The organism is Streptomyces sp. NPDC052040, from assembly GCF_044548405.1.
In the GTDB taxonomy this organism is placed as follows: domain Bacteria; phylum Actinomycetota; class Actinomycetes; order Streptomycetales; family Streptomycetaceae; genus Streptomyces.
On record NZ_JBIUBV010000001.1, the window covers coordinates 1099619 to 1121519 of the forward strand.

Consider the following 21901-nt stretch of genomic DNA (forward strand, 5'->3'; position numbering starts at 1 on the left):
CTCCTGTCCTCACAGCTGGCCGACGTCGGTGACGCGGACGACGGCACGGCCTTCGGCGTCGGAGGCCGTGAGGTCGACCTCGGCGCTGATGCCCCAGTCATGATCGCCGTTGGGGTCGGCGAAGGCCTGGCGGACCCGCCACAGTCCGTTCCCCGGCTCCTCCTCGATCATCAGCAGCTTCGGGCCGCGGGCATCGGGGCCGGTACCGAGCTCGTCGTACTCGTCCCAGTACTTGTCCATGGCCGCGCCCCAGGCATCGGCGTCCCAGCCGGACTCGGCGTCCATCTGTCCGAGTTCCTCGATCTGGTCCAGCGCGGCGAGCTCCACCCGGCGGAACATCGCGTTGCGCACCAGGACCCGGAAGGCGCGGGCGTTCGCGGTGACCGGTTTGACCTGGTCGGCCTTCTCCTGGGCCTCCTCGGCCGTCATCTCCTCCGGGTTGGCCAGCTGCTCCCACTCGTCCAGGAGGCTGGAGTCGACCTGCCGCACCATCTCGCCCAGCCAGGCGATCAGATCCTCGAGGTCGTCCGACTTGAGATCGTCCGGGACGGTGTGGTCGAGGGCCTTGAAGGCACCGGCCAGGTAGCGCAGCACGATGCCCTCGGTACGGGCGAGTTCGTAGGAGGAGACGAACTCGGTGAAGGAGAGCGCCCGTTCGTACATGTCACGGATGACGGACTTCGGCGACAGCGGATGGTCACCGACCCACGGGTGGCTCTTGCGGTACGTGTTGTAGGCGTGGAAGAGCAGCTCCTCCAGCGGCTTGGGGTAGGTCACGTCCTGGAGCCGCTCCATGCGCTCCTCGTACTCGACGCCGTCCGCCTTCATCGCGGCCACGGCCTCGCCGCGCGCCTTGTTCTGCTGGGCCGCCAGGATCTGCCGCGGGTCGTCGAGAGTGGACTCGATCACGGAGACCATGTCGAGGGCGTAGGAGGGGGATTCCGGGTCGAGGAGTTCGAACGCGGCCAGGGCGAAGGTCGACAGGGGCTGGTTGAGCGCGAAGTCCTGCTGGAGATCGACCGTCAGGCGCACGATACGGCCGGTGGCATCCGGCTCGTCGAGCTTCTCGACGATCCCGCCGTCCAGCAGCGAGCGGTAGATGGCGATCGCGCGCCGGATGTGCCGCAGCTGCTGCTTGCGCGGCTCGTGGTTGTCCTCCAGGAGATGCCGCATGGCGTCGAAGGCATTGCCCGGCCTGGCGATCACCGACAGCAGCATCGTGTGGGTGACCCGGAAGCGGGAGGTGAGCGGCTCCGGCTCGGAGGCGATCAGCTTCTCGAACGTGTTCTCCGTCCAGCCGACGAACCCCTCCGGCGCCTTCTTGCGCACCACCTTGCGGCGCTTCTTCGGGTCGTCTCCCGCCTTGGCCAGAGCCTTCTCGTTCTCGATGACATGCTCCGGCGCCTGGGCGACGACGAAGCCCGCGGTGTCGAAGCCCGCGCGCCCGGCCCGGCCCGCGATCTGGTGGAACTCACGGGCACGCAGGGTGCGCACGCGGTTTCCGTCGTACTTCGTCAGCGCGGTGAAGAGCACGGTGCGGATGGGGACGTTGACGCCGACTCCCAGCGTGTCCGTGCCGCAGATGACCTTCAACAGCCCGGCCTGGGCCAGTTTCTCCACCAGGCGGCGGTACTTGGGCAGCATTCCGGCGTGATGGACGCCGATGCCGTGCCGCACATAACGGGAGAGGTTCTGGCCGAACTTGGTGGTGAAGCGGAAGTTGCCGATCATCTCGGCGATCTGGTCCTTCTCCTCCCGCGAGCACATGTTGATGCTCATCAGCGCCTGGGCGCGCTCCACGGCCTGCGCCTGGGTGAAGTGGACGATGTAGACCGGCGCCTGCCGGGTCTGGAGCAGCTCGGTGAGCGTGTCGGTGAGCGGGGTGAGCCGGTACTCGTACGAGAGCGGTACCGGACGCGTCGCCGAACGGACCACCGCCGTCGGCCGCCCCGTGCGGCGGGTGAGGTCCTTCTCGAACATCGAGACATCGCCGAGCGTCGCCGACATCAGGATGAACTGCGCCTGGGGCAGCTCCAGGATCGGGATCTGCCAGGCCCAGCCGCGGTCTCCCTCGGCATAGAAGTGGAACTCGTCCATCACGACCTGGCCGACGTCGGCCTGCCTGCCGTCCCGGAGCGCGATGGAGGCCAGGACCTCGGCTGTGCAGCAGATCACCGGGGCGTCGGCGTTCACGGAGGCGTCGCCGGTGAGCATGCCGACGTTCTCGGTTCCGAAGAGCTTGCACAGCTCGAAGAACTTCTCCGAGACGAGAGCCTTGATCGGCGCGGTGTAGAAGGTGACCTCGTCCCGGGCGAGCGCCGCGAAGTGAGCACCCGCGGCGATCATGCTCTTGCCGGAGCCGGTGGGAGTGGAAACGATCACGTTCGCTCCCGAGACCGCCTCGATCAGCGCCTCCTCCTGGTGGGGATAGAGGGTGAGGCCACGCTCCCCGGCCCACGACTCGAAGGCTTCGTAGAGGGCGTCGGGGTCTGCGGACTGCGGGAGCTGGTCGATGAGGGTCACGCCACCATCTTGCCTGGCCTCGTGCCCGATGGGGGAATCGGATGTCCTACCGAAGATCACGAACGTTACGCTGTGGCGCCGATGACACGTCAGCGCACGGGGACAACCGGGAAGCGCTGCAAGAGAAATGGGGCGGGAAGCGGCCATGATGGGACCAGCACACTCACTGTCGGGGGCCGCGGCCTGGCTCGGGGTGGGGGCAGCCGCCGCCGCGGCGGGTCATCCGATGCCCTGGCCGGTCCTCCTCGCCGGAGCGCTGATCTGTGCGGGTGCCGCGCTGGCCCCGGACCTGGACCACAAGGCAGCGACCATTTCGCGGTCCTTCGGCCCCCTCTCGCGCTGGCTGTGCGAGATCGTCGACAAGCTGTCGTACGCGGCGTACAAGTCCACGAGGAAGCCGGGCGACGCACGCCGTTCCGGTGGGCACCGGACCCTGACCCACACCTGGCTCTGGGCCGTCCTGCTCGGCGCGGGCAGCTCGGTCGCGGCCGTCACCGGAGGCCGGTGGGCGGTGCTGGCCATCCTCTTCGTGCACATGGTCCTTGCCATCGAAGGGCTGCTGTGGCGGGCGGCGCGCGGTTCGAGCAGCGATGTGCTGGTGTGGCTGCTGGCCGCCACGAGCGCCTGGATCCTCGCGGGCACGCTCGACAAGCCCGGCAACGGTTCGGACTGGCTCTTCACCGAGCCGGGCCAGCAGTACCTGTGGCTCGGTCTGCCGATCGTCCTGGGCGCCCTGGTGCACGACATCGGGGACGCGCTGACGGTGTCCGGCTGCCCGATCCTCTGGCCGATACCGGTGGGCCGCAAGCGCTGGTACCCGCTGGGGCCGCCGAAGGTGATGCGGTTCCGTGCGGGCAGCTGGGTCGAGCTGAAGGTGCTGATGCCGGCCTTCATGCTGCTCGGCGGCGTGGGCTGCGCTGCTGCGCTCAACCTCATCTGAAGTCGGCGCCCTCGTCCGAAGCCGGTCATCCGGCACCGGCCTGTCGCGGCCACCCGCCGGAAGCGGCACCGGGGCGTGGACCCCCGGTAGGCCACCTGCCGGAAGCCGGGACGTGGAGCCCCGGTACGACGCGTCACCGGTCGGATACGGCAGCGGGGGAGGGCGGACGCCAACCCCGTCGCCATGGCTCACCCGTCGCCCGGACGCGGCCGGTGGTCGGTGGCGGGCGGTCGGTGGCCGTCCCGATGTGCGACAGCCTGCCGGACCTGCACAGATCGTCCGTGTCAGCCGGACAGGGAGTCCTCGTCGACGATGTGCACGGCTGCCTCCTCGGCCGAGGCCGCGGCGCCGTCGATACCGACGTCGGTGGCGATCAGGCCGCTCTCCTCGTCCTCGTGCACCCCTTCGTCGGGGGCGACGAGACGGCCGGAGCGGGGGCCGCCGACCTCGTTGTCGAGAGGCTCGCCCTCGCCGTCCGCCCAGTCCCCGATGCCGTCGTCGTCCGGGACCGCGACATCGGGCACCTCCTCGGCAAGGCGCTGGTCGAGCGTCTCGCCGGAGTGTCCCTCGGCCGCGGTCACGCCGACGTGGTCCACGGCCCATGGCCGCTCCGGCGGCGACCAGCCACGTTCGAGAGGGTCGCTCACTCCGTCGTTCTCCAGGGTGTCCTCGGCATCCAGCAGCCCCGCGTCGTCCTGCACCTCGGATCCGTCGGGCTGGTAGACGTCGTCTCCCCAACCGTCGGCGCTGTCCACGGGTTACCTCCAGATGCTGGTACCGGCCCGGTGCCGCCGCAGGGCGACACGGAGGACTGCTCGGCGTGGGGCGCACTGCACGGAGCCGAACAGGTTCGCGCACGCTCCCCCTCGCCGCTTCCGAGATCCAGCCTTCCACCCCTCTTCGCCCCCGCGCAACGGCAGGGGCGGGACAGCAGCATGAGGCCGCGGAGAGGCCGGGGACGCCCGGTGGAGCGGTCGGGCGGTCCGGCCCCGCATATCAGGCGCGGGGCGGGCGGGATCAGCCGTGCCAGGACCTCCACAAGGCCGCGTACGCCCCGTCCGCGGCGACCAGGTCGTCATGGCTGCCCAGCTCGCTGATCCGTCCGTCCTCGACCACGGCGATCACATCGGCGTCGTGAGCCGTGTGCAGCCGGTGGGCGATGGCGACGACCGTGCGGCCGTCCAGTACGCGGGCGAGGGAGCGTTCCAGGTGGCGGGCCGCGCGGGGGTCCAGGAGGGAGGTCGCCTCGTCCAGGACCAGGGTGTGCGGGTCGGCGAGCACCAGGCGGGCCAGGGCGATCTGCTGCGCCTGTGCCGGGGTGAGGGCCAGGCCGCCGGATCCCACCTCGGTGTCCAGACCCCCGTCGAGAGCGCGTGCCCAGCCGTCCGCGTCCACGGCGCCCAGTGCCGCCCACAACTCGGCGTCGGCGGCGTCCGTGCGGGCCAGCAGCAGGTTGTCGCGCAGTGAGCCCACGAAGACATGGTGCTCCTGGTTGACGAGGGCCACGTGCGAGCGCACCCGCTCCGCGGGCATCCGGGACAGCTCGGCACCGCCGAGGGTGATCCGGCCGTCCCGGGGCGCGTAGATCCCCGCGAGCAGCCGGCCCAGGGTGGACTTGCCCGCGCCGGAGGGCCCGACGAGCGCGAGCCGGGTGCCGGGCGCGACCGCCAGGGAGACGCGGTGCAGTACATCGACTCCGGGGAGGTATCCGAAGCGCACCCGGTCCGCCTCGACCTGGCGTCCGTCGGGCGCCACCGAGGCGTCACCCGGCTGCGGCTCGATGTCGCGCACCCCGACCAGCCGGGCCAGTGACACCTGGGCGACCTGTAGCTCGTCGTACCAGCGAAGGATCAGTCCGATCGGATCGACGAGCATCTGCGCGATGAGCGCGCCCGTCGTCAGCTGGCCGATGTCGATCCAGCCCTGGAGGACGAACACACCGCCGATCATCAGTACCGAGCACAGGACCGTGACATGCGTGAGGCTGACGACCGGGAAGAGCACCGTCCGCAGCCACAGGGTGTACCGCTCCCAGGCCGTCCACTCCTTGATCCGCCGGTCGGACAGGTCGATGCGCCGGTCGCCGAGCCGGTGGGCCTCCACGGTGCGCCCGGCGTCCACGGTCTCGGCGAGGACGGCGGCCACGGCGGCGTACCCGGCTGCCTCGGAGCGGTAGGCCGAGGGAGCGCGCCGGAAGTACCAGCGGCATCCGACCACCAGCAGCGGCACCGCGACGAGCACGGCCGGGGCGAGTGCGGGAGCCGTGACGGTCAGGCCGCCGAGCAGCAGCGCGGCCCAGACGACACCGATCGCCAGCTGCGGAACGGCCTCGCGCATCGCGTTGGCCAGCCGGTCGATGTCCGTGGTGATCCGGGACAGCAGATCACCGGTCCCGGCGCGTTCCAGGACTCCGGGCGGGAGCCCCACCGCCCGTACGAGGAAGTCCTCCCGCAAGTCGGCGAGCATCCGCTCCCCGAGGACGGCCCCGTTCAGTCGTACCAGCCGGACGAACACGGCCTGGATCAGGAGGGCGACGACGAAGAACGCGGCGGTGCGCTCCAGATGGAGGTCCCGCGCGCCGTCCGACAGGCGCTCCACCAGGCCGCCCAGCAGATACGGGCCCGCCATCGACGCCACGACGGAGACCGTGTTGACGGCGATCAGAAGGAGGAAGGTCCGGCGGTGCCGGCGGAACAGTTCGGCCACATAGGCGCGTACGGTCGCGGGGGCGCCGACGGGCAGCGTGTTCGCCGTCGTCGGAGCCGCGGGGTCGTACGCCGGTGGCGCAACGCCGATCATGCGCTCTCCTCGATCCCTTCCAGTTCGTCCATGTCGTCCATGCCGTCCAGGTCCTGAAGGGCGGTAAGGTCGTCCGGTGCCCCCGGCGCGGCGGGTTCGGCGTCGGTCTCCCGTGTCACCACCGCCCGGTACCGCGGCTCGCCGTGCACCAGTTCCCGGTGCAGACCGACCGCGGCGACCTCGCCCTCGTGCACCAGCACGACCCGTTCCGCGAGGTCCAGGAGCAGGGGCGACGAGGTGAACACCACCGTCGTACGGCCCGCTCGCAGCGAGCGGATCCCCTCGGCGATCCGTGCCTCCGTATGGGAGTCGACGGCCGAGGTCGGCTCGTCCAGCACGAGCACCGGCGGGTCCGTGAGCAGCGACCGGGCCAGCGCCAGCCGCTGGCGCTGGCCGCCGGACAGCGACCGCCCCCGCTCGGTGATCCGCGCGTCCATGGGGTCCCCGGCGGTCGGTGCCCCCTGTACCAGCGCGTCCAGGACATCGCCGCACTGTGCGGCGGCGAGCGCCTCCCGGGCGCCGACCGCGCCCGAGGACGGTACGTCGAACAGATCACGCAGTGAGCCCGACAGCAGCACCGGATCCTTGTCCTGGACCAGGACCGCGGTGCGGGCGGAGTCGAGCGGCAGTTCGTCCAGCGGCACACCGCCCAGAAGCACCGAGACGCCCTGCTCCGCGGGATGGCCGCCGAGCCGCTCGGCCAGTACGCCCGCCGCGTCCGGGTCGCCGCAGACCACGGCGGTGAACCGGCCCGCAGGTGCGAGCAGTCCGGTCCGCGGGTCGTACAGGTCCCCGTCCGGCACGCAGGCTCCGCGCGAGCCGCCGGACTCCGTGGCCCGCTCCAGGGACAGCACCCGGGCCGCGCGCCGGGCCGACGGCCGGGCGAAGGAGTACGCCATGGCGATCTCCTCGAAATGGCGCAGCGGGTAGGTAAGCAGCATGACGGCGCTGTACACGGTGACCAGTTCGCCGACGGTGATCCGCCCCTCGTGCGCCAGCTCTACGCCGCGCCAGACGACGGCGATCATCAGCAGGCCCGGCAGCAGCACCTGGACCGCCGAGATCAGCGACCACATCCTGGCGCTGCGCACGGCCGCCGAGCGGACCTCCTGGGAGGCTCGGCGGTAGCGCTTCAGGAACAGTTCCTCGCCGCCGATGCCCCGGAGCACCCGGAGGCCCGCCACGGTGTCCGAGGCCAGTTCGGTCGCCCGGCCCGCCTTCTCGCGCTGGACGTCGGCCCGCCGGGTCGCCCGGGGCAGCATCGGCAGCACGGCCAGGGCCAGCACCGGTACGCCCGCGGCCACGACGACACCCAGCGCGGGCTGGTAGACGACAAGGCCGACGCAGACCGCCACGACGGTGAGCGCCGCCGCGGTGAAGCGGGAGACGGCCTCCACGAACCAGCCGATCTTCTCGACGTCCCCGGTGGACACGGCGACGACCTCACCGGCCGCGACGCGCCGGGTCAGGGCGGAGCCGAGCCCGGCCGTCCGGCGGGCCAGGAGCTGCTGGACCCGGGCGGCCGCGGTGATCCAGTTGGTGACCGCGGTCCGGTGCAGCATGGTGTCGCCCAGCGCGACGCCCACACCGCACAGCAGGAGCAGTCCTCCGGTCAGGGCGAGCCGGGCGCCCGAGCGGTCGACGACCGCCTGGACGGCGAGACCGACGCAGAACGGCAGCGCGGAGACGGACAGGAAGTGCAGCAACCCCCAGGCCAGTGACGCGAGCTGTCCGCCCAGCTGGTTGCGGCCGAGCCACCACAGGAAGCGGGGACCCGAACGGGCGTCCGGCACACCCGGATCGGGATACGGAAGGTCTTGAATCTGCATGGCGTCCCAGTGGCTCGTGTCAGGGGGTGGTCCGGGGGCCCCGGTGCGGAGTGCGGGCGCGCGGGCTTTCCCGGGCGCCCGCGGCGGTCCACAACAAGCCGTGAAAGGTTCACCTCGGAAGGTGGGCGAAGGCAAACGGTTTTCCGGCCCGGACGGTGAGTTCCGGCCCGTCCGGCAGGCGGGTGAAAAGGAGGCACAGGAAAACACTTGAGAGTCAGATAATGTGACTATATGTCGCATGAAGACAGGTGAACCATGCAGAGCTGTCCGCACGCGAGCCGTCGCTGCGGCCTGTGGCGCGCTGGTGATGTCCCTGTCGGCGTGCGGCGGTTGGCACCCGGGCGGCCACGGGGCGAAGGGTGACGGCCCGGGTAGCAACGCGGGGAGGCCGTCCGCCTTCTCGCGGCACCCGGGGCACGGCGCGGGCGGCGGACCGTCCCCGGGCCCGGGGACCACGGAAGGAGACGGGCCGTCATACGGTCCGGATCCCGCGGAAGGAGGCGCGCCGTCGTCCGACCCGGAGTCGGCCGGGGAGACCGCGCCGCCCCAGGACGAGGAGTCCCCCGGCGGCTCGTCCCCGGGCCCGGCCGAACCCGAACCCGGCCGCTCCGCGGCCTCCGCGCCCACCGACGACCCGGGGCGGCTCCCCGGAGTCGGCGACCGGACCTCCCGGCTCGTCCCGGAGGCGTCGCGCCAGGTCCTCGCGGTCTACGGGGACGGCGAGAACTCGCCGGACTGCACGATCGTGCTCTACGAGAAGGACGATGACGACGCCTGGAACGAGATCGGGCGCTGGCGGGGGCACAACGGCAGAAGGGGCTGGACGGCGGACCATCACGAGGACGATCTGCGGACTCCGGCGGGTGTGTTCACGCTCGGGGACTCGGGCGGTGTCCTGGCGGACCCGGGCACCCGGCTCCCGTACGACCGGAGCGCGTCCTATGTGGTCCCGGACGCCTGGGGCGCGGCACACCAGCACGATTTCGACTATGTCGTCGCCATCGACTACAACCGCCTCCGGGGCACTCCGCCGAACGATCCGACCCGGCCCGAGGGCGCCGGGAAGGGTGGCGGCATCTGGCTGCACGTGGACCACGGTGACGGCACCTCGGCCTGTGTCACCCTGCCCGAGTCCGGAATGGAATATGTGCTGCGGACCCTGGATCCGGACTGGGATCCGGTGGTGGTGATGGGGGACAGGCAGTACCTGGCGGGTTAGGGCCTGTCCGGCAATTCCTGGCCGCAACCCCGGCCGAGACGTCCGGAGTGCTCATTGCGGGGGCCTGCCGACTCCCCGTAGAAACAAGGGACATGAGAAGCCGGATTTTCATGTCCATGCTCACCGGGGTGGCGCTGCTGGCGGGCCTCCTCCTCGGAGCGGGTTCCGCCTCGGCCGCACCCCCGTCGCCCCACGCCTCATCCCGGGCGTCTGTGACCCCGCCCGCAGAGTTCGGCACCGACTGGCACGACCCGGTGACGGCGGCTCCGCCGGTCGCCCGGCCGCACGCCCGGTCCTGCGAGGTCACCCTCGCCGAGACGCAGTTCCGGGACTTCACCCCCTATCGGGGCACCTACACCCCGCCGAGCGGGTGCGGCGACCACTGGAGCAAGGTGGTACTGAGCCTCCACGGGAAGGTCCACGGTCGCCAGTTCGACCGCCTCGGGTATCTGCACGTCGGCGGCGTCGAGATCCTGCGCACATCCACGCCGGAGCCGTCGCCGGACGGCATCGAGTGGTCCGTGGAGAAGGACGTCACCCGCTACAGCGAGACGTTCCGGCAGAGCCGCGACGTGGAGATGCTCATCGGCAATGTCGTCGATGACACCTACACGGGGGTCATCGACGTCAAGGCCACACTGACGTTCTACCCGGGCCCTGCCGCGCACGTCCCCGACCGCGTCCTCACGCTCCAGGACGGCACGCTGACCACGCCCCGCAACACCGAACGCATCACGGCCGAGGTGTACGCCACCGGCTCGGGCGGCGGCTGCGAGGAGTTCTGGTATCTCACCGTGCCGGACCCGGCGCCGTACTCCTGCAAGGCGGCGGGCGGCCCCTACCGCGAGGTGCAGATCACGGTCGACGGCAGGCTCGCCGGGATCGCGGCCCCGTTCCCGACCGTGTGGACCGGCGGTTGGTCCAACCCCTTTCTCTGGTACGTGATCCCGGGGCCCCGGGCCTTCGACGTCAAGCCGATCACCTATGACCTCACGCCGTTCGCCGGGATCCTCAACGACGGCCGACCGCACCGGATCGGGGTCTCTGTCCTCGGCGCGCCCGCAGACCAGACCGGCTGGAGCACCCCTGTGAACGTCCTGGTCTGGCAGGACGCGAAGGGTGCCCGTGTCACCGGGAAGCTCACCTCGCTCCGCGCGGGCGACCCCGTCGGCTCCCCGGTCTACACCCCGGGCCCGGAGAACCTGCTGCGCACCGAGGGCGGCCATCGGCTCACGGTCCAGGGATATGTCGACACCTCGCACGGCCGGGTGACCACCACGGTCGGCCGGACACTGGCGAACACCTCGGACCACCGCTGGACCGACGGCGAGAACTCCGACCGCCTCGACGCCACCTGGACGGACGACGAGACGGTCACCGTCCGCGGACACGGCCCGGCCCGCACCACACACACCCGTCGCACGTACACGATGGACGGCTCCACGACCATCGGCACGGACGGTCGTCTGCGGACCGTCCTCACGCTCGGCGACCGGGCCGCCGTCCTGGAAACCGGCGGCGGGCGGCGCGCCGTGCGGTCCCGGTTCGACGACACCTACACCGGCGATGCCGCCTACACGACGAATGTGCCGCGCGAGCAGCGCCACGCCGTCGCCACCACGAGCGAGCGCTACCGGCTGGACGGCACGGCGGGCTGCTACGACCGGCGGCTGACGACCATTCAGGGGGTGGTCACCGAGGATCGCGACGGCTGCTGAGAGGCGCTGGGCGCGGTGTGCCGGGCGCGGCGGCCGGCACACCGCGGCGGCCTCAGCAGCGCTGCCCCGGTCCCGGGACGAAGGGGATGTCACCCCCGTCGATCAGCGTGTTCAGCAGCCCTCCGAGCACCTCGCGCTGTTCGTCCGTCAGCGGGGCCAGGATCTCCTCCGCCGCGGCCCTGCGCGCTCCGCGCAGCGCCCGCAGCGCCTCTCGGCCCGCCTCCGTCATCTCGACCCGGATCACCCGCCGGTTGCTGGGGTCGGGAACCCGGCGCACCCGGCCGCTCGCCTCCAGGCCGTCGACGAGCGTGGTCACCGCGCGCGGCACCACTTCGAGGCGCTCGGCCAGGTCCGCCATGCGGGGCGGCGAGCCGAAATGGGCGAGTGTCCGCAGCAGCCGGGACTGGGCCGGGGTCATGCCCAGATCGGACCGCTCCAGATGGCGCTTCTGGATGCGGTGCACACGGCGGGTGAGCCGCAGCAGTTGCTCGGCGAGCAGGCCGTCGGGATCGGCGAGGGTCATACGGGAACAGTATCAGGACCTTATTCATTGTGAGTATAGGTAACAATGAGCTAAGATCCGTGAGTGATCGCCCCGTAGTACGTCCGACCCTCTGCGGCGCCTTCTTGTCCGAGCGCCGCCCGACCTCCGTAGGAGCCCATGCATCCCGGTCAACAGACCCGGACACCGTCCCCGGACGGTGCGTCCGACCAGCCGCGGCAGGTACGCCGCATCCTCAGACTCTTCAAGCCCTACGGCGGACGGCTCGCCGTCGTGGGCCTGCTCGTCGGCGCCTCGTCACTGGTGTCCGTCGCCACCCCGTTCCTGCTCAGGGAGATCCTGGACGTCGCCATTCCGCAGGGCCGCACCGGACTGCTGAGTCTGCTCGCCCTCGGCATGATCCTGAGTGCCGTCGTCAACAGCGTCTTCGGCGTGCTCCAGACCCTCATCTCCACGACGGTCGGCCAGCGCGTCATGCACGATCTGCGCACCGCCGTCTACGGGCGGCTCCAGCGCATGTCGCTCGCCTTCTTCACCCGCACCCGCACGGGCGAGGTCCAGTCCCGTATCGCCAACGACATCGGCGGTATGCAGGCGACGGTCACGTCCACCGCCACCTCCCTCGTCTCCAACCTGACCAGCGTGGTGGCGACCGTCGTGGCGATGATCGCCCTCGACTGGCGGCTGACCGTCGTCTCGCTGCTTCTGATGCCGCTGTTCGCCTGGATCAGCCGCCGCGTCGGCAACGAACGCAAGAAGATCGCCACCCAGCGCCAGAAGCAGATGGCCGCGATGGCCGCCACCGTCACGGAGTCGCTGTCCGTCAGCGGCATCCTGCTCGGCCGCACCATGGGCCGGGCCGACTCGCTCACCCGGTCCTTCGCGACGGAGTCCGAGAGCCTGGTCGACCTCGAAGTGAAGTCGAACATGGCGGGCCGCTGGCGCATGGCCGTGATCACCATCGTCATGGCCGCCATGCCCGCCGTCATCTACTGGACCGCGGGCATGACGCTGCGATTCGGCGGACCGGCCGTCTCGCTCGGCACGCTGGTCGCGTTCGTCTCGCTCCAGCAGGGCCTGTTCCGGCCGACCGTGAGCCTGCTCTCCACCGGTGTGCAGATACAGACCTCGCTCGCGCTCTTCCAGCGCATCTTCGAGTACCTCGACCTGCCCATCGACATCACCGAGCCCGCCGCACCGGTCCGTCTCGACCAGGTCAAGGGCGAGATCCGGTTCGAGGGCGTCGAGTTCCACTACGACGACAAGAGCGGCCCGATCCTCGAGGACATCGACATCGACGTCCCCGCGGGCTCCAGCCTCGCCGTCGTCGGTCCCACCGGTTCGGGCAAGTCCACCCTCAGCTACCTGGTGCCGAGGCTGTACGACGTCACGGGCGGCCGGGTCACGCTCGACGGCGTCGACGTCCGGGACCTGGACTTCGACACCCTGGCCCGCGCGGTCGGCGTGGTCTCCCAGGAGACCTACCTCTTCCACGCCTCGGTCGCCGACAACCTGCGCTTCGCCAAGCCCGACGCGACCGACGAGGAACTGCACGCGGCGGCGAGAGCCGCCCAGATCCACGACCACATCGCGGAGCTGCCCGACGGCTACGACACGGTCGTCGGCGAACGCGGGCACCGCTTCTCGGGCGGCGAGAAGCAGCGGCTGGCCATCGCCCGCACCATCCTGCGCGATCCGCCCGTGCTCATCCTCGACGAGGCCACCAGCGCCCTCGACACCCGCACCGAGCACGCGGTCCAGCAGGCCATCGACACCCTCTCGGCCAACCGGACGACCATCACCATCGCCCACCGGCTGTCGACCGTCCGGGACGCCGACCAGATCGTGGTCCTCGACTCCGGACGCACGGCCGAACGGGGGACGCACGACCAACTGCTGGAACGCGAGGGCCGGTACGCGGCCCTTGTCCGGCGGGACGCCCACCTGGAGCCGACAAGATGACAATATGCCAGGTTTTGCCGGTATGGCGGGATACGGTGCCGCCATGCAGAAGAGCACCCCGCCACGCAAGCAGGCCGGACTGACCCGACGGAGCCGGGTCGCTCTCATCGGGACCGCGGTCACCGTGGCGGCGACCGCTCTGGCGGTGCCGCTGGTGGCCCCCGACAGCGACGGAAAGGCGCCCTACGCCGGATTGGTGGTCCCGGAGGGCTGGCGCACCAGCCAGGTCTACGCGGCCGTCGACAAGGCTCTCGGACTGCCGCCCGGCACCACGCGGAAGTCCCTGCCCCGCGCCCGCCTCAGGCTGCCGCGGGACGCCCGGGGCAACCCCGAGGGCTACCTCTTCCCGGCCTCGTACCCCGTCCACAAGGGGACCACGACCCCCGAGTCCCTGCTGCGGTACATGGTCGAGACCGCCAATCGCAGGTTCGGCGGCAGCACGATCACCGCGGGCGCCCAGCGGCACGCCCTGACGGGCTACCAGGCCGTCACCATCGCCAGCATCGTGCAGGCGGAGGCGGCGACCGAGTCCGACATGGCCAAGGTGGCCCGGGTGGTCTTCAACCGCCTGGAGCGGGGCATGCCGCTCCAGATGGACTCCACCCTCAACTACGCGCTGAAGCGTCGCACGCTCACCACCAGTGTGCGCGACACCCAGATCGACAGCCCCTACAACTCGTACCGGAGCATGGGCCTGCCGCCGACCCCGATCTCCAACCCGGGCGAGGACGCCATGCGGGCCACCCTCAACCCGGCGCCGGGCAACTGGCTGTACTTCGTCACCGTCAAGCCCGGCGACACCCGCTTCACCGGGAGCTACGAGGAGCAGCAGCGCAATGTCGCCGAGTTCAACCGGCTGCGTGCCGCGCGCTAGCGGCCGGGCGATGCGCAGCGGGAGCCGCGTCCGACAGCCGCCCGCTGCGGCGTTCTCAGGCGACCGCCGCCGGCTCGTGCGCGAGCAGCCGCCGGATGTCCCGTACGGCCGCGCGTCCCGCACGGTTGGCGCCGACGGTGCTGGCCGACGGACCGTATCCGACCAGCTGGATCCGCGGGTCGGCGACGGCGCGGGTGCCCTCCACCCGGATGCCGCCGCCCGGCTCGCGCAGCCGCAGCGGGGCGAGATGGTCGACCGCCGCCCGGAAGCCCGTCGCCCAGAGGATCACATCGGCGTCCACCTGCCGTCCGTCGGCCCACACCACGCCGTCCGGCACGATCCGTTCGAACATCGGCTGCCGGTCGAGGACCCCGTCCGCGATCGCCCGCCGGACCGCGTCGCTCAGCGGCAGCCCGGTCACCGACACCACACTGCGCGGGGGCAGCCCCTGCCGTACCCGCTCCTCCACGAGCGCCACGGCCGCACGCCCCACCTCCTCGGTGAACGGGCCCTCCCGGAACACCGGTGGCCGCCGGGTGACCCAGGTGGTCGCGGTGGCCAGGGGAGCGAGCTCCATCAGATGCTGGGTGCCGGACGCGCCGCCGCCGACGACCACCACCCGCAGCCCCGCGAACTCCTCGGGCCCGGCGTACTGGGCCGTGTGCAGCTGGCGCCCCCGGAAGGTGTCCTGACCGGGGTAACGCGGCCAGAAAGGCCGGTCCCAGGTCCCCGTGGCGTTGATCAGCGCCCGGGCCGCCCAGGTCCCCGCCGATGTCTCGACGAGCAGCCGCCCGTCCGTGCCCTCGCGCACGGCCCGGACGTCGACCGGCCGCCGCACCCGCAGGTCGAAGGCGTGCTCATAGCGGTCGAAGTACGCGGCGACGACCTCGGACGAGGGCTGCCCCGGATCCGCCCCCGTCAGCTCCATGCCCGGCAGCGCATGCATGCCGTGCACCTTGCCGAAGGTCAGCGAGGGCCAACGGAACTGCCAGGCGCCGCCCGGACCCGGCGCGTGGTCGAGCACCACGAAGTCCCGCTCCGGCTCGAAACCGGCACGCCGCAGATGGTAGGCGCTGGACAGACCGGCCTGACCGGCGCCTATGACGACCACGTCGACATCGTGCACCCCGATGTTGTTCACGCATCTGCCAACCGCGCCGGATGCGGGGATCTTCCCGGGCCCGGGGTGCGGCCTGGGGGCGCCACGGCCCCCTTACGGCACCTTCACCACGCGCGGCGCGGACGTCGAAGGCGGCAGACCGCCGTTGAAGGAGGTGTTCACGAAATCACCGAAGTCCACCCTGCGCGGGATCAGCTTCAGCGCGGTGAAGGTGTCCGCGATCTGCTGCTCCGAGGCGATGAGCGGCCGGTCCACGGCGACCGCGACCCGGGACGCGTTGGTGCGCTTCACCGAGGCCAGCGCCACCGCGTACGGCAGACCGGTGTCCCGCGCCCACACCTTGGCCCAGGCCTCGGGATGCGTGTCCACCCAGTCCTGGGCGCGGCGCAGCCGGTCCAGATAGTCCTTGAGGGCCGCCGCCTTCTTCCTGTCCTTCAGCGCGCCCGGCGCCGCCACCTGGAAGGACAGGCCGTTGGTCACGCCCTCCCCGGTGGTGAGGATCCGGCCCTGCCGGGCGTTCAGCACCTGTGAGGTGTAGGGATCCCACACCGCCCACGCGTCCACCCTGCCGCTGGTGAACGCGGCCAGCGCGTCCGCCGGCTGGAGGTACTCGACCTTGACGTCGCCCGGTTTCAGCCCGGCCTTCTTCAGGGAGGCGATCAACTGGTAGTGCGCGGACGAGCCCTGGGCGACCGCGATGGACCTGCCCCTGAGCTGCTCGGGCCGGGTCAGCCCGGACTTTCCCGGCACCAGGATCGCATCGCCCTGGGAGGTGCCGTGCCAGGCCGCCACCACTGCGATCTTCGAACCGGCGGCCGCCGCGAAGACCGGCGGTGTGTTGCCGACCCCGCCAATGTCGACGGCGCTCGCGTTGACGGCCTCCAGCAGCGGCGGCCCGGAGGTGAAGGTCGACCACCTGATCTTGTAGTCGAGGTTCTTGAGTTCCCCGGCGGCCCGGAGCACGGCCTCGGAGCCGCCCTTCTGGTCACCGACCTCAAGGGTGAGGGGCCCTCTGCCGTCGGTCCTGCCGCCGCCGGTCCGCGCGTCCGCCGCGGAGGAGCCGTCGCAGGCGGTCAGCAGCAGGGCCAGGGGGAGGAGCAGGGCCGCGGGGGCGAGGCGTCGTCGCATGCCGGGATCCATTCGTGAGCGGGAGAGGTGGCGATGTGGAGGCGGGGGCGGGGAGGGGCGCTGCGGTTCAGACGGTTCCGGTCGTCGGGGCGACACCGAGCCGCTCAAGGAGGTCGCCGCGCAGCTCGGCGAACCGGGGGTCGGAGATGTCGCGCGGCCGGTCCAGATCGACGGCCGTCTCATGGGCGATGACCCCGTCGTCCATCACCAGCACCCGGTCCGCGAGCAGCACCGCCTCCTCGACGTCATGCGTGACCAGGAGCACCGCGCAGCCCCGGCGCCGCCACAGTTCGCCGACGAGCCGCTGCGCCCTGATCCGGGTGAGCGCGTCGAGCGCACCGAACGGCTCGTCGAGCAGCAGCATATCCGGTTCGCGCACCAGGGCGCGGGCGAGCGACGCGCGCTGCGCCTCACCCCCGGACAGGGTCCTGGGCCAGGCCTTCGCCCGGTGGCTCAGGCCCACCTCGTCCAACGCCCGTTCGGCGAGCGCCGGTTCGGGCCTGCCGGGCAGACCCAGCAGCACATTGCGCCAGACCTTCTTCCACGGCATCAGCCGGGGGGACTGAAAGGCCACGGCCTTGCGGCGCGGCACCAGGACGGTGCCCTCCAGATCGCGGTCGAGCCCCGCGAGCACCCGCAGCAGGGTGGACTTGCCGCAGCCGCTGCGGCCGAGCAGGGCCACGAACTCCCCCTGCCCGATGTCGAGTCGCAGACCGTCGATGACGGCGCGTCCGTCGAAGGCGCGGACAAGACCGTCGACATGGACGGCGGGCGCGGGTGCCGGGGCCCGCCCGGTGGCGGTCACCGGCCCGTGAACGTCGGTCGCCATTGCAGCAGCAGCCTTTCGAGGGAGCGGACGATGAAGTCGGCGAGCAGACCGAGGAACGCGTAGACGATCAGGCAGACCACGATCACATCGGTGCGCAGGAAGTCGCGTGCCTGCACCATGAGGAAGCCGATCCCGCTGTCCGCGTTGATCTGTTCCGCGAACACCAGCGCGAGCCAGGCGATACCGAGGGAGTACCGCAGACCGGTCAGCGCGCCGGGCAGGGCACCCGGCAGGACCACATGCCGGACCAGCCCCCACCGGGACAGCCCGAGCGATTCCCCGGCCTCGATCAACTGGGCGTCCACGCCACGGATCCCGGCGTGCACGTTCAGATAGAGCGGAAAGGTCACGCCGAGGGTGATGATGGCGACCTTCGGGGCCTCGCCGATGCCGAACCAGATGATGAACAGCGGGATCAGGCCCACGAACGGGACCGTCCTGAGCATCTGCACCGGAGCGTCCACCAGGTCCTCACCGATCCGGAACAGTCCGGAGACAAGGGCCAGTCCGGTGCCGATGAGAGTGCCGAACAGCAGCCCGAACACGACCCGTTGCAGCGAGGTGCCCATCGCCGACGCCAGCGATCCGTCGGCGAGGAGGCCGCCTCCCACCCGGGCGATCCTGCCGGGAGAGGCGAGCACATCGGATGCCAGAAGCCCGGTGGCGCCGAGGAGTTGCCACAGGCCGAGCAGCACAAGGGGGCCGGTGGTCCGGCGCAGCCAGCGGGGGACGCGGGTGCGGCGGGCGGAGGAGGGGACGAGCGCTTCCAGCTCGGGTACGACGGGGGAGGAGGTGCCGGAGACGACCGACATGTCGGTCTCGGAGGTGTCCGGCGGTGCATGGCTGATGCTCATAGGAGCTCCATGAGGAGGGGAGCGAAAGAAAGGAGACACGCCTCGCCGTCACGCCGGGGACGCACTCGGCGTGCGGACACGGCGGAACACAGGCGGGGAAGGGGGAGCGGGAGGGCTCAGGAGTGGAGCGGCCCGGAGAAAGGCGTCAGCGGCCGCGGCGACACGCGGCGGAAACCACCCGCAGCAGGTCGATATGACCGCGCGTGGTGAGAAGGGCTGAACGCAGCATGGGCCGAAACTAGCCAGCTGGACCCTGTACGGTCAACGGCTGTCTCGCGGAGTGGACCCCGAGTATCAGCCGACGGATGCTCGACCGGGTGTGGAGCCGGTGACATGGGTGAGGATGAGGGTATGTCCGATTCCTTCAGCACCCGTGTTCTGAACATCGCCTCCGGTTCCGATGAGAGGGTCGTCGACCTCACCCGGGACTGCGAGGACTTCCTGCGCGAGGCGGCGGCGGGCCGGGACGGTCTGCTGAATATTTTTGTGCCGCATGCCACCGCCGGAGTGGCCGTCATCGAGACCGGTGCCGGAAGCGACGACGACCTCCTCGCCGCGCTCCATACGCTCCTCCCGGCCGACGACCGCTGGCAGCACCGCCACGGCAGCCCCGGCCACGGCCGTGACCACGTCGTCCCGGCCCTGGTCCCGCCCCACGCCACCCTCCCGGTCATCGGCGGCCGCCTGGAACTGGGGACCTGGCAGTCGGTGTGCCTGGTGGACACCAACAAGGACAATCCCCACCGTCAGGTGCGCCTCAGCTTCCTGGGCTGAGGCGCATCGTCCTGGGGGCGGTCGCCCTTGTCGGACCTCGCCGGACGACGGCGGCGCGTTCACGGTTCTGCGCGTCCGCCGTCCGGCCTGGTGGGGCCCTTACCGCCCGGCTCGGCGGTCGGTGTCCGGGGGAGGGGAGGGCAGGGGACGAACGTGGTCACCATGGCCCTCTCGGTCTGTTCGGCGCGCACGTCGGCTGATCACGGTGCAGGGGATGCCCTGCGGCCACAGAGCCAGGGGGCTGAAGAGGTGGCGCAGATCCGGGGCGTCGCGGTCGCCCTTGGCGATGACGCACTCGGCTCCCCGTCGCGCATGGGCGACCAGCGCGTCCAGCTTGCCGTGCATCGCGTCGCTCGTGTCCCAGGGAGCGGGTGCCCAGAGGAGGTCACGCGCCGAGACATGCTCGTCGGGAAACAGATGAGGCAGCACAGGACTGTCGTGAGCCGGACCGGTGAGAATGCCCGGGACGTCGGTGAGTGTCACGACGCGGACGGGCGCGAGGTCCGCCGCCACGAAGATGCCGGGGACGTGGTCGCTGCCCATGATGCGCAGTCGGCCATCGGTCGTCACCACGCAATCGCCCGACAGGACGGGGAGGATGTGCTCGCTCAGGAGCCGTGACACCACGGCCGTCTGGGCGCTCACCCCGTTGTCGTCCTCCGTGCACAGGGCGGCGACCTGCAAGGGCATCGCACGCTGGCCTGCGGCCTGGAACGCCTTTGTCCAGGCCCACTTGACGCGGAAGGTGGCCTGAGTGAGCGGCAGCACCGCGTCCGGGTTCCGCTCCGCCAGGTCCCTGACGGCTCCGTGGCCCAGGGCGCCGCCACCGGCGACAAAGACGACCCGCCCGGGGTAGGCGCGCGCGAGGTCGGCGATCTGGGCGGCGTAGTCCCGGAGGGCCGACTCGTCGAGGTCGTCGTCGCTCTGCTTGTCCGACACCAGGCTCCCGCCGACCTTCAGCACCAGGGTGCGGGGTTCGTCCGGCCGCAGTGCCTCGGCCAGCTCGGCGCTCACGGCAGGACCGCTTCCGTATCGGCGACTTCCGTGGGCCGGGCGGCCGCCGTGCGGCGTACCACCGCCTCTACGGCGCCGACGACGGGCTCCACCCATGTGCGGTCGGGCCGGTGGGCGATCCCGTATGCCGTGTGTTCCGTCCCGTACCGGTCGAGCCGTTCGACGGGTGGGCCCTCGGCGGTCAGCCGCTCGGTGACAGGCCGAGAGAGAGTTGATGGTCCGGCGCCGTCGCCGTCGGCCAGCGAGATGATCACTCGTTTCTCCCGTTGCTCGGTGCCCGCATTCCAGCGTCGGGGCAGGTGGGCGCGCCGTGAGCAGGCAGAGCGATGCGCTCGTCCGGAGCGTTCCCGTGAGGTGCGGGCGCCGTAGGAACGGCCGGTACCTGGTACGTCCGGCCCTCGCGCGCGCAGTCCACCGGGCCGTCGAATCCGCTTTCGGCCCGCCGGAGGGCGTCTTCGGTGGCAAGGCCGGGCGCGAGGTGGGTGAGGAGCAGGGACCGGGCGCCGGAGCGCCGCGCGAGCTGACCTGCCTCCTCCGGGGTGAGGTGTCTGCGTGTTCCCTCCGGCGCGCAACGGCCGTCCCCTGCCTCGCTCAGCAGCAGATCCGCCCCCGCGCCCAGCTCGTCGAGGGCGGGGCAAGGTGCGCTGTCGCCCGTGTAGGCCAGGATGCTCCCGCCGTGCTCCACGCGCAGGCCGAAGGCCTCCAGATCGTGCTCGACCGCCTTGCTGACGAGCCGGATCCCGTCGACATCGTCCTCCCGGCCGTCCGCCAGCTCATGGAAGCGGAAGGCGCGGTCGAGGAAGGCCGTGCCCGGCTCGGCGAAGTAGCCGGCCAGGCGTTCCGCGCACCCGCGGGGCGCGTACACGGGCAACGGGGCGTTCCGGGTGACGCCGCACAGGCCCAGGGCGTAGTAGGCGCCGAGGAGGTCGGCCGCGTGGTCGGCGTGCAGATGGGAGATCCACACGGCCGACAGGGTCTCCAGCTCGGCGAACCGTTGCAAGGGGGCCAGGGTGCCCGGCCCGGTGTCGACCCACACGGCTGCCCGGCCGCCCCGTACCAGATAGCCCGAGCAGGCGCGTTCGGGCACGGGGTAGGGGGCGCCCGCGCCCAGGACGGTCAGCCGCAGCCCGGTGTCCCCTGCGGTCAGGGCCACAGCAGGGTCTTGGTCCATCGGTCCTCCTCGCGCCGGTAGGCCAGCCGTGTGTGTTTGCGCTGACGGTCTCCCTGCCAGAACTCGACGCTTGTCGGCCGCAGCGTGTACAGGGTCCAGTCGGGTTCGACGAGTCCGGGCTCCCGCGCGACGCGCTCGGCGGAGTGCTTGGCCGCCCGGTCCAGCTCCTCCCGGCTCTCCAACGACTGACTCTGACGCCCCATCAGCGCCTCGGCGCGCGAGCCGGGCGACCGGGCGAGGAAGTCGGCGGCGCTCCGCTCGGGCGGCTCGGCGAGGACCGGTCCGCGCAGCCGTACCTGGCGTGCCAGCCGGACCCAGTGGAAGGTGAGCGCCGCGGCGGGATGCCCGAGCAGTTCACGCCCCTTGGGACTCGCGTTGTGCACGGCGAACTGCCAGCCGCCATCGGCGACATCCTTGAGGAGGAGAGCGCGCGCGGCGGGGCCGCCGTCCGCGGCCGTGGTCGACACAGTCATCGCGTGCGGTTCCTGGATACCGGCGTCGATCGCCGTGTGGAGCCACTCCACGAACAGTGTCGTGGGGTCGTCAGGTGCGGCGCCGGGGTCGAAGTCGGGCAGGTCGCCCGCGAAGACGTCCAGTTGCCGGAGCAGTTCGCGCATCCCCCCGGGGGCGGTCGTGCTCTCCATG

At 71.4% G+C, this 21901-nt stretch carries 19 protein-coding genes; 6 read left to right on the top strand and 13 right to left on the bottom strand.

Translation table 11 applies throughout. The features are described from left to right. Positions 1-9: 9 nt before the first annotated feature. A complete protein-coding gene (locus ACIHAA_RS04635; RefSeq protein ID WP_399813015.1) occupies positions 10-2523 on the bottom strand; it encodes a DEAD/DEAH box helicase in 2514 nt (837 codons plus the stop codon). 145 nt (positions 2524-2668) lie between these two features. Between ACIHAA_RS04635 and ACIHAA_RS04640 the strand changes: the two genes are divergently transcribed. Next, on the top strand, positions 2669-3463 hold the full coding sequence (locus ACIHAA_RS04640; RefSeq protein ID WP_399813017.1) for a metal-dependent hydrolase: 795 nt from the start codon (positions 2669-2671) through the stop codon (positions 3461-3463). A gap of 284 nt (positions 3464-3747) precedes the next feature. On the opposite strand, the gene ACIHAA_RS04645 is transcribed toward ACIHAA_RS04640, so the two are convergent. From ACIHAA_RS04645 to ACIHAA_RS04655, 3 genes are all read right to left on the bottom strand, one after another. Continuing rightward, positions 3748-4218, bottom strand: a complete 471-nt coding sequence (locus ACIHAA_RS04645) for a DUF5709 domain-containing protein (RefSeq protein WP_399813020.1) — start codon at positions 4216-4218, stop codon at positions 3748-3750. Between the two features lie 262 nt (positions 4219-4480). Further along, positions 4481-6262, bottom strand: coding sequence for an ABC transporter ATP-binding protein (locus tag ACIHAA_RS04650; RefSeq protein WP_399813023.1), 1782 nt, complete (start codon positions 6260-6262; stop codon positions 4481-4483). Next, complete coding sequence (locus ACIHAA_RS04655; protein ID WP_399813025.1) at positions 6259-8091, bottom strand: ABC transporter transmembrane domain-containing protein; 1833 nt, start codon at positions 8089-8091, stop codon at positions 6259-6261. Before ACIHAA_RS04655 ends, ACIHAA_RS04650 begins: the two co-directional genes overlap by 4 nt. Positions 8092-8329: 238 nt before the next feature. Between ACIHAA_RS04655 and ACIHAA_RS04660 the strand changes: the two genes are divergently transcribed. Next, positions 8330-9310, top strand: coding sequence for a hypothetical protein (locus tag ACIHAA_RS04660; protein ID WP_399813028.1), 981 nt, complete (start codon positions 8330-8332; stop codon positions 9308-9310). 92 nt (positions 9311-9402) lie between these two features. Beyond that, entirely contained in the window at positions 9403-11028 is a 1626-nt protein-coding gene (locus ACIHAA_RS04665) for a peptide-N4-asparagine amidase (RefSeq protein WP_399813031.1), read from the top strand. Between the two features lie 52 nt (positions 11029-11080). Here ACIHAA_RS04665 and ACIHAA_RS04670 read toward each other — a convergent pair whose 3' ends face one another. Continuing rightward, on the bottom strand, positions 11081-11551 hold the full coding sequence (locus ACIHAA_RS04670; RefSeq protein ID WP_399813034.1) for a MarR family winged helix-turn-helix transcriptional regulator: 471 nt from the start codon (positions 11549-11551) through the stop codon (positions 11081-11083). A gap of 138 nt (positions 11552-11689) precedes the next feature. Between ACIHAA_RS04670 and ACIHAA_RS04675 the strand changes: the two genes are divergently transcribed. Continuing rightward, positions 11690-13492 carry an ABC transporter ATP-binding protein gene (locus ACIHAA_RS04675; protein WP_399813037.1) on the top strand — a complete coding sequence of 601 codons (1803 nt, stop codon included), beginning with the start codon at positions 11690-11692 and terminating at the stop codon, positions 13490-13492. Positions 13493-13535: 43 nt separating this feature from the next. After that, positions 13536-14366 (top strand): endolytic transglycosylase MltG, encoded by an 831-nt coding sequence (gene mltG / locus ACIHAA_RS04680; protein ID WP_399813040.1) that lies wholly within the window; start codon positions 13536-13538, stop codon positions 14364-14366. A gap of 55 nt (positions 14367-14421) precedes the next feature. On the opposite strand, the gene ACIHAA_RS04685 is transcribed toward mltG, so the two are convergent. From ACIHAA_RS04685 to ACIHAA_RS04700, 4 genes are all read right to left on the bottom strand, one after another. Beyond that, complete coding sequence (locus ACIHAA_RS04685) at positions 14422-15507, bottom strand: NAD(P)-binding domain-containing protein (RefSeq protein WP_399813042.1); 1086 nt, start codon at positions 15505-15507, stop codon at positions 14422-14424. A gap of 72 nt (positions 15508-15579) precedes the next feature. Further along, the gene (locus ACIHAA_RS04690) at positions 15580-16614 is read right to left on the bottom strand and encodes an ABC transporter substrate-binding protein (RefSeq protein WP_399813045.1); all 1035 of its coding nucleotides are present in this window, start codon (positions 16612-16614) and stop codon (positions 15580-15582) included. A gap of 67 nt (positions 16615-16681) precedes the next feature. Then, positions 16682-17443 carry an ABC transporter ATP-binding protein gene (locus ACIHAA_RS04695; protein ID WP_399813047.1) on the bottom strand — a complete coding sequence of 254 codons (762 nt, stop codon included), beginning with the start codon at positions 17441-17443 and terminating at the stop codon, positions 16682-16684. Further along, on the bottom strand, positions 17416-18297 hold the full coding sequence (locus ACIHAA_RS04700; protein ID WP_399813050.1) for an ABC transporter permease: 882 nt from the start codon (positions 18295-18297) through the stop codon (positions 17416-17418). The genes ACIHAA_RS04695 and ACIHAA_RS04700 overlap by 28 nt, the downstream gene beginning before the upstream one ends. 351 nt (positions 18298-18648) lie before the next feature. Here ACIHAA_RS04700 and ACIHAA_RS04705 point away from each other — a divergent pair, with 351 nt between their 5' ends. Next, positions 18649-19071, top strand: a complete 423-nt coding sequence (locus ACIHAA_RS04705; RefSeq protein ID WP_399813053.1) for a YjbQ family protein — start codon at positions 18649-18651, stop codon at positions 19069-19071. Between the two features lie 99 nt (positions 19072-19170). Here ACIHAA_RS04705 and ACIHAA_RS04710 read toward each other — a convergent pair whose 3' ends face one another. The 4 genes from ACIHAA_RS04710 to ACIHAA_RS04725 are packed head-to-tail and all read right to left on the bottom strand — an operon-like array spanning position 19171 to position 21900. Beyond that, complete coding sequence (locus tag ACIHAA_RS04710; protein WP_399813056.1) at positions 19171-20085, bottom strand: hypothetical protein; 915 nt, start codon at positions 20083-20085, stop codon at positions 19171-19173. Further along, positions 20082-20339: a hypothetical protein gene (locus ACIHAA_RS04715; protein ID WP_399813059.1), complete on the bottom strand. Its 258-nt coding sequence runs from the start codon at positions 20337-20339 to the stop codon at positions 20082-20084. The genes ACIHAA_RS04710 and ACIHAA_RS04715 overlap by 4 nt, the downstream gene beginning before the upstream one ends. After that, the gene (locus ACIHAA_RS04720) at positions 20336-21256 is read right to left on the bottom strand and encodes an MBL fold metallo-hydrolase (protein WP_399813062.1); all 921 of its coding nucleotides are present in this window, start codon (positions 21254-21256) and stop codon (positions 20336-20338) included. Before ACIHAA_RS04720 ends, ACIHAA_RS04715 begins: the two co-directional genes overlap by 4 nt. After that, on the bottom strand, positions 21229-21900 hold the full coding sequence (locus ACIHAA_RS04725) for a pyridoxal 5'-phosphate synthase (RefSeq protein WP_399813065.1): 672 nt from the start codon (positions 21898-21900) through the stop codon (positions 21229-21231). The genes ACIHAA_RS04720 and ACIHAA_RS04725 overlap by 28 nt, the downstream gene beginning before the upstream one ends. Between the last annotated feature and the right edge of the window lies 1 nt (position 21901).